This is a genomic window from Bradyrhizobium sp. 142 (assembly GCF_023074015.1).
Classification (GTDB): Bacteria; Pseudomonadota; Alphaproteobacteria; order Rhizobiales; family Xanthobacteraceae; genus Bradyrhizobium.
Window position 1 is genome coordinate 127,407 of record NZ_JADPKQ010000326.1, and the last position, 6,443, is coordinate 133,849.

Annotated in this window: 4 protein-coding genes and 1 pseudogene; 1 reads left to right on the forward strand and 4 read right to left on the reverse strand. The window is 65.4% G+C overall.

Annotated elements, in window-relative coordinates:
* Window position 1: 1 nt before the first annotated feature.
* The 3 genes from IVA82_RS30900 to IVA82_RS30910 all read right to left on the reverse strand — a co-directional run bounded on the left by IVA82_RS30900 (window position 2) and on the right by IVA82_RS30910 (window position 4,882).
* Complete coding sequence (locus tag IVA82_RS30900) at window positions 2–2,017, reverse strand: acetyl/propionyl/methylcrotonyl-CoA carboxylase subunit alpha (RefSeq protein WP_247382320.1); 2,016 nt, start codon at window positions 2,015–2,017, stop codon at window positions 2–4.
* Between the two features lie 4 nt (window positions 2,018–2,021).
* Window positions 2,022–3,626: a carboxyl transferase domain-containing protein gene (locus IVA82_RS30905; protein ID WP_247382321.1), complete on the reverse strand. Its 1,605-nt coding sequence runs from the start codon at window positions 3,624–3,626 to the stop codon at window positions 2,022–2,024.
* An 83-nt stretch (window positions 3,627–3,709) separates the two neighbouring features.
* Window positions 3,710–4,882, reverse strand: a complete 1,173-nt coding sequence (locus IVA82_RS30910; RefSeq protein ID WP_247382322.1) for an isovaleryl-CoA dehydrogenase — start codon at window positions 4,880–4,882, stop codon at window positions 3,710–3,712.
* Between the two features lie 101 nt (window positions 4,883–4,983).
* Here IVA82_RS30910 and IVA82_RS30915 point away from each other — a divergent pair, with 101 nt between their 5' ends.
* On the forward strand, window positions 4,984–6,012 hold the full coding sequence (locus IVA82_RS30915) for an AraC family transcriptional regulator (RefSeq protein WP_247382323.1): 1,029 nt from the start codon (window positions 4,984–4,986) through the stop codon (window positions 6,010–6,012).
* A gap of 97 nt (window positions 6,013–6,109) precedes the next feature.
* Here the strand turns inward: IVA82_RS30915 and IVA82_RS30920 are convergent.
* Window positions 6,110–6,443 (reverse strand): annotated as a pseudogene (locus IVA82_RS30920) (hypothetical protein); the annotation flags it as partial.

A 6,443-nucleotide genomic window follows, 5' to 3' on the forward strand; every position in this document is an offset into this window, starting at 1 on the left:
CTCACTCGGCCAACGGTTCGACCACGGCGAGCTCGACGCCCTCCTGCACGATGTCGCCGACCTTGCACTTGATCGCCGTCAGAACGCCCGCGAACGGGGCGCGCAGCGTCTGCTCCATCTTCATCACCTCGAGGGTGAGGATCGGCGCGCCCTTCTCGAGCGTCGACCCCGCCTCCGCCAGCACGGCGACGACGGTGCCCGGCAGCGGCGCGGTGATCTTGTCTTCGCCAACATGCTCCTCGCTCTCGCCGCCGAACGGATCAACCCAGTGCAGATCGAAGCGCCCATTGCGGGTACGCAAGTAAAGCTCATGGCCGTCGATCACAGCGGCGACCTGTGATTTCACGCCATCGAGCGTCAGGTCGAAGCCGCCATCCCGCGACGCAATCGCGAACGCCAGCTCGCGTTCGCCGATCAGCAGCGTCGACGGGCCGCTGCCGTAGCTCAAGGTGACATTCAGCTCAGGCCCATGACCAACACCATGACCAACGCGGAGGGCAAAGCTGCGCTGGCGGCGGCCGACCGGCATCCAGCCAAACGTCCGCCACGGCGATTGCGGTTCCGTCTGCGCGGCCTTGCGCTCATCGTTGATAACGGCGGCAACCGCGGCACACAGCTCCAGCTCGCCCGGTGCCGGGGGCGCCGACGTGAGGACCGCCAGCTCGCGCTCGATGAAGCCGGTGTCGATCGCGTTCGCGCGCACCTTCGGATGCGTGATCAACGCCGACAGGAACGGGATGTTGGTGACGATGCCGCGGACGTCGGAGTCTTCCAGCCCGCGGTTCAGCCGCTCGATCGCGACATCCCGCGTCGGCGCCCAGGCAATCATCTTGGCCAGCATCGCGTCATAGTAAGGCGAGACGCTGTGGCCCTCGCGATAGCCAGAATCGATGCGCAAGCCGCCGGTCTCCGCCGGCAGGCGCCAAGTCGAAATCTTTCCGACCGACGGCATGAAATTCCTGGTCGGATTTTCGGCGTAGACGCGCGCCTCGACGGCGTGGCCGTTGAGCCGGATCTCGTCCTGCTTCAGCGGCAATGCCTCGCCAAACGCGACGCGCAACTGCCATTCCACGAGATCGATGCCGGTGATCAGTTCGGTGACGGGATGCTCGACCTGAAGGCGGGTGTTCATCTCGATGAAGAACACGTCCTTGCCGTCGGAGACGAACTCGATCGTGCCGGCGCCGACATAATTCACCGCGCCCGCCGCCTTGCGCGCGGCGGCGCAGACGGCCTCGCGTTGCGCAGGGTTCAGCGTCGGCGACGGCGCCTCCTCGATCACCTTCTGGTGCCGGCGCTGCAAGGTGCATTCGCGCTCGAACAGCGACAAGAGATTGCCGTGGCTGTCGCCGATCACCTGCACCTCGATGTGGCGGGGATTGTCGACGTATTTCTCGATCAGCATACGATCGTCGCCGAACGCAGCCTTGGCCTCGCGCTTGGCGCTGATGATCGCGGGCTCAAGCTCGGCCGCCGAACGCACGATCCGCATGCCGCGGCCGCCACCGCCGGCTGAGGCCTTCACCAGAATGGGAAAGCCGATCTTATCGGCCGCCTTGGCCAGCGTCGCTTCGTCTTGGGCCTCGCCGTGATAGCCGGGCACCAGCGGCACGCCGGCCTTCTCCATCAGCGCCTTCGAGCCGGATTTCGAGCCCATCGCCGTCATCATCGCGGCGGTCGGGCCGACGAAGACCAGGCCGGCATCGAGGCAAGCCCGCGCAAAGTCCGCATTCTCGGACAGGAAGCCGTAGCCGGGGTGCACGGCTTCGGCGCCTGTCTTGCGCGCAGCCTCGATCAGCCGCTCGACATTCAGATAGCTGTCGCGGGCCCGCGCAGGTCCGAGCAGCACGGCCTCGTCGGCGAGCGCGACGTGCATCGCGTCGCTGTCGGCCTCGGAATAGACGGCGACCGTGCGCAGGCCCATGGTGCGCGCAGTGCGAATGACGCGGCAGGCGATCTCGCCGCGGTTGGCGATCAGAAGTGTGCGAAAACGCCGGTAGAGCTTTGAGCGGTCCATCGCATCACATCCTGAACAAGCCGAATTTCGTCGGTTCGATCGGCGCATTCGACGCCGCCGAGAGGCCAAGACCGAGCACGAGCCGCGTGTCGGCCGGGTCGATCACGCCGTCATCCCACAGCCGCGCGGTCGCATAATACGGATGCCCCTGGCTCTCATATTGCGCGCGGATGGGCTCGCGGAATTTGTCTTCATCGTCTTTGGACCAGCTATCGCCCTTGGCCTCGATATTGTCGCGCCGGACCTGGCTCAGCACCATCGAGGCCTGCTCGCCGCCCATCACCGAGATGCGCGCGTTCGGCCACATCCACAGGAAGCGCGGTGAGTAGGCACGCCCGCACATGCCGTAATTGCCGGCGCCGTAGGAGCCGCCGATCACCACGGTGAATTTCGGCACCGACGCCGTCGCGACCGCCGTCACCAGCTTGGCGCCGTCGCGCGCGATGCCGCCGGCCTCGTATTTCTTGCCGACCATGAAGCCGGTGATGTTCTGCAAGAACACCAGGGGAATGCCGCGCTGGCAGCACAGCTCGATGAAGTGAGCTCCCTTCAGCGAGCTCTCGCTGAACAGGATGCCGTTGTTGGCGATGATCCCGACCGGAAAACCCCAGACATGGGCGAAGCCGCAGACCAACGTCGTACCGTAGAGTTTCTTGAACTCGTTGAACTCCGAGCCGTCGACGATGCGGGCAATGATGTCGCGGACGTCAAACGGCTTGCGGCCGTCGACCGGCACGACGCCGTAAATTTCCTCGGCCGGAAACAGCGGATCGCGCGGCGGATGCATGTTCAGGTTCGGCCGCGCCGACGGCTTCAGCGTGCCGATGATGCGTCGCGCGATGCCGATCGCATGGGCGTCGTTCTGGGCGTAATGATCGGTCACGCCGGACTGGCGCGAATGCACGTCGGCGCCGCCGAGCTCCTCCGCGCTCACGACTTCACCGGTCGCAGCCTTCACCAGCGGCGGGCCGCCGAGGAAGATGGTGCCCTGGTTGCGCACGATGATGCTCTCGTCCGACATCGCTGGCACATAGGCGCCACCTGCGGTACAGGAGCCCATCACGATCGCGATCTGCGGGATGCCAGCTGCCGACATCTGCGCCTGATTGTAGAAGATGCGGCCAAAGTGCCGCTCGTCCGGAAAGATCTCATCCTGCAGCGGAAGAAAGGCGCCGCCGGAATCGACCATGTAGACGCAAGGCAGATTGTTCTGCCGCGCCACGTCCTGCGCGCGCAGATGCTTCTTCACGGTCATGGGGTAATAGGTGCCGCCCTTGATGGTGGCGTCGTTGGCCACGATCACGCATTCGCGTCCCGCGATGCGCCCCACACCCGTGATGACGCTCGCCGAATGCACGTCGCCGCCATAGAGGCCATAGGCCGCAAGCGGCGACAGCTCCATGAACGCAGTACCGGGATCGACCAGCAGGTCAACGCGCTGGCGTGCCAGCATCTTGCCGCGCGCGGTGTGGCGGTTGCGCGAGACCTCGCCGCCGCCGCCGGCGACCTGGCCGAGCTTCTCGCGCAAGTCCGCGACGAGCGCACGCATGGCGTCAGAATTGCGCGCAAAATCTGACGAGGACGGATCGATGCTGGAATGGAGCGGCATGCAGGTCCCGCGTTTCTGATGACGTGGTGAGAGGCCGCGGGCAGGTTGGACCAGTTCCGCGGCAATTCCAATTGCGTGAAGGCTTAAGCGGTTTCCGCCATCAGCTCGCGGCCGATCAGCATGCGGCGAACCTCCGAGGTGCCGGCGCCGATCTCGTAGAGCTTTGCGTCCCGCCACAGCCGCCCGACCGGAAACTCGCTGGTATAGCCGACGCCGCCGAGCGCCTGGATCGCCTCGCCCGCCATCCACGTCGCCTTCTCGGCAGAATAGAGGATCGCCGCGGCGGCATCCTTGCGCAGGCTGCGCGCGTGGTTGGCGCGGTCGCAGGCGCGTCCCACCGCATAGACATAGGCGCGCGTCGCTTGCCAGGTCGAATACATATCGGCGAGCTTGCCCTGCATCAGCTGGAAGTCGCCGATCGGCTGGCCGAACTGCTTGCGCTCGTGCATGTAGGGCACCACCGCGTCCATGCACGCCGCCATGATGCCGAGCGGGCCGCCGGAGAGCACGGCGCGCTCATAATCGAGGCCGGACATCAGCACCTTGACGCCCTCGCCCACGCCGCCGAGCACGTTCTCTTCCGGCACCTCGCAGTCGTCGAAGAAGAGCGGATAGGTGTTGGAGCCGCGCATGCCCAGCTTGTCGAGATGCTGGCCGTGGGTGAAGCCCTTAAAGCCCTTTTCGATCAGGAAGGCGGTCATGCCGCGCGGGCCGGCCTCCGGATCGGTCTTGGCATAGACCACGAGCACGTCGGCATCGCCGCCATTGGTGATCCACATCTTGGAGCCGTTGAGCACGTAGCGGTCGCCGCGCTTGTCCGCGCGCAGCTTCATCGAGACCACGTCCGATCCGGCGCCCGGCTCGGACATCGCGAGCGCGCCGACATAGTCGCCGGAGATCAGCTTTGGCAGGTAGCGCTGCCTCTGCGCGTCGTTGCCGTTGCGGCGGATCTGGTTGACACAGAGGTTGGAGTGGGCGCCGTAGGACAGCCCCACCGCGGCCGAGCCGCGCGAAATCTCCTCCATGGCGACGATATGGGCGAGATAGCCCATGTTGGAGCCGCCATATTGCTCCGGCGCGGTCATGCCGAGCAGGCCGAGGTCGCCAAAGCGCTTCCAGAGGTCCGCGGGGAACAGATTGGCCTTCTCGATCTCGGCCGCGCGCGGCGCGATCTCCGCCTCCGCGAAGGCGCGAAGCGTGTCGCGCAGCATGGCGATGTCTTCGCCCAGATCGAAATCGATGCTCGGAATGTTCAAGGCGAGTCCTCCGAATTCTTATCGGCCCGAACCTACCCCCGTGTCGGCGCCGCTTCGGTCGAAAAGGTTGCATTTTCCGCCAAGTTTGGCGAGGATTTTTCATGCCCTTCCAAGTCGCGACCGCCACGCCTCGCCGCGCCGTGACCCCCGCCGCCTTCGTCCGCGGCGTGGTCGCCGCCTATGCCCGCTACGGCCGGGATCCGGCAGAGGCGCTGGGAAAGGGACAGGTCACCGAAGAGCTCGCCCAAACGCTGGATGGGCGAGTGACAGCGGCCCAGTTCGAGGCGCTGGCGGGCCATGCCATGCGCGAGCTCGACGACGAGGCGCTCGGCTGGTTCTCGCGTCGGCTGCCCTGGGGCACCTATGGCATGCTGTGCCGGGCCTCGATCACCGCGCCCAATCTCGAGATCGCGCTCAAGCGCTGGTGCCGGCATCACAGCCTGCTGACCGAGGACGTCCTGTTCGAGCTCGCCGTCAGCGAAGAGACGGCGACCATCTCTCTTCGCGAGCAGCGCGATCTCGGTGATCTCCGCGAGTTCTGCCTGGTGACCCTGCTCCGCTATGTGCTCGGCTTCTCATGCTGGGCCGTCGATTCCGCGATCGCGCTCCGCGCCGCGGAGTTTCCCTTTCCCGAGCCGCCCCATGTATCCGTCTATCCGACGATCTTCTGCAGGAATGTCCATTTCGACGCAGAAGGCGCCCGCATCGTCTTCGACAAGCACTATCTGTCGCTGCCGCTCACTCGCAGTCCGGCCGATCTCGACAGCATGCTCAAAGGCGCGCTACGGCTGACCGTGCTGCCCTATCGGCGCGACCGGCTGCTGGTCGAGCGCGTCCGCCGCGTGCTTCGCAATGCGCGCGGCCGCATCCTCGGCGCGGAGGATGTCGCGAGTGAGCTCGCGCTTTCCACCCGCACCATGCATCGGCGCCTGCGCGAGGAGGCCACCTCACTGCGCGACCTCAAGGAAGAGACGAAGTTCGAGCTCGCCAAGCAGGAACTGATGCGCGGCCGCACGCCGATCAAGCGGATCGCGGAGATCGCGGGCTTCCGTAACGAAAAGAGCTTTTCTCGCGCTTTCCGCAGCTGGACCGGGGCCTCACCGCGCGAATTTCGCGACAGATACCGTTGATCCTGAGAGCCGCGTGAAAGCGGGCGTCTCGAAAGATAGGCTACAAGGAAGTCGCAGCCTCTAGCCGAGCTATGCGGGATTTTGGGTGACGAGGTGATCAGGCGGCGTGGTTTGCCGGCATGTGGATGACCTCGATGCCGTCGTTGAATCTGACACCTGCGATCACCTTCGGCAACTGATTTGTGCCTGTGAGCCGCCGCCAGGTCCTTGATGCCGCGATGACCAGCTTGAACACCATCAGCTTGGCGGTGGTTGGCGACAACGAACCCTTGGTTCGCACCGTTCTGTGCCGCACGGTCGCGAACACGCTTTCGATGGGGTTGGTAACCGGTATGAGATGTCTCGGTGCCAACGTTCCGCTGCGATTTTCTGCATCGTGGCGTATGGTGCGACCATCGGGACAGAGGCACCGGGAGCACGATGTGCGGGCA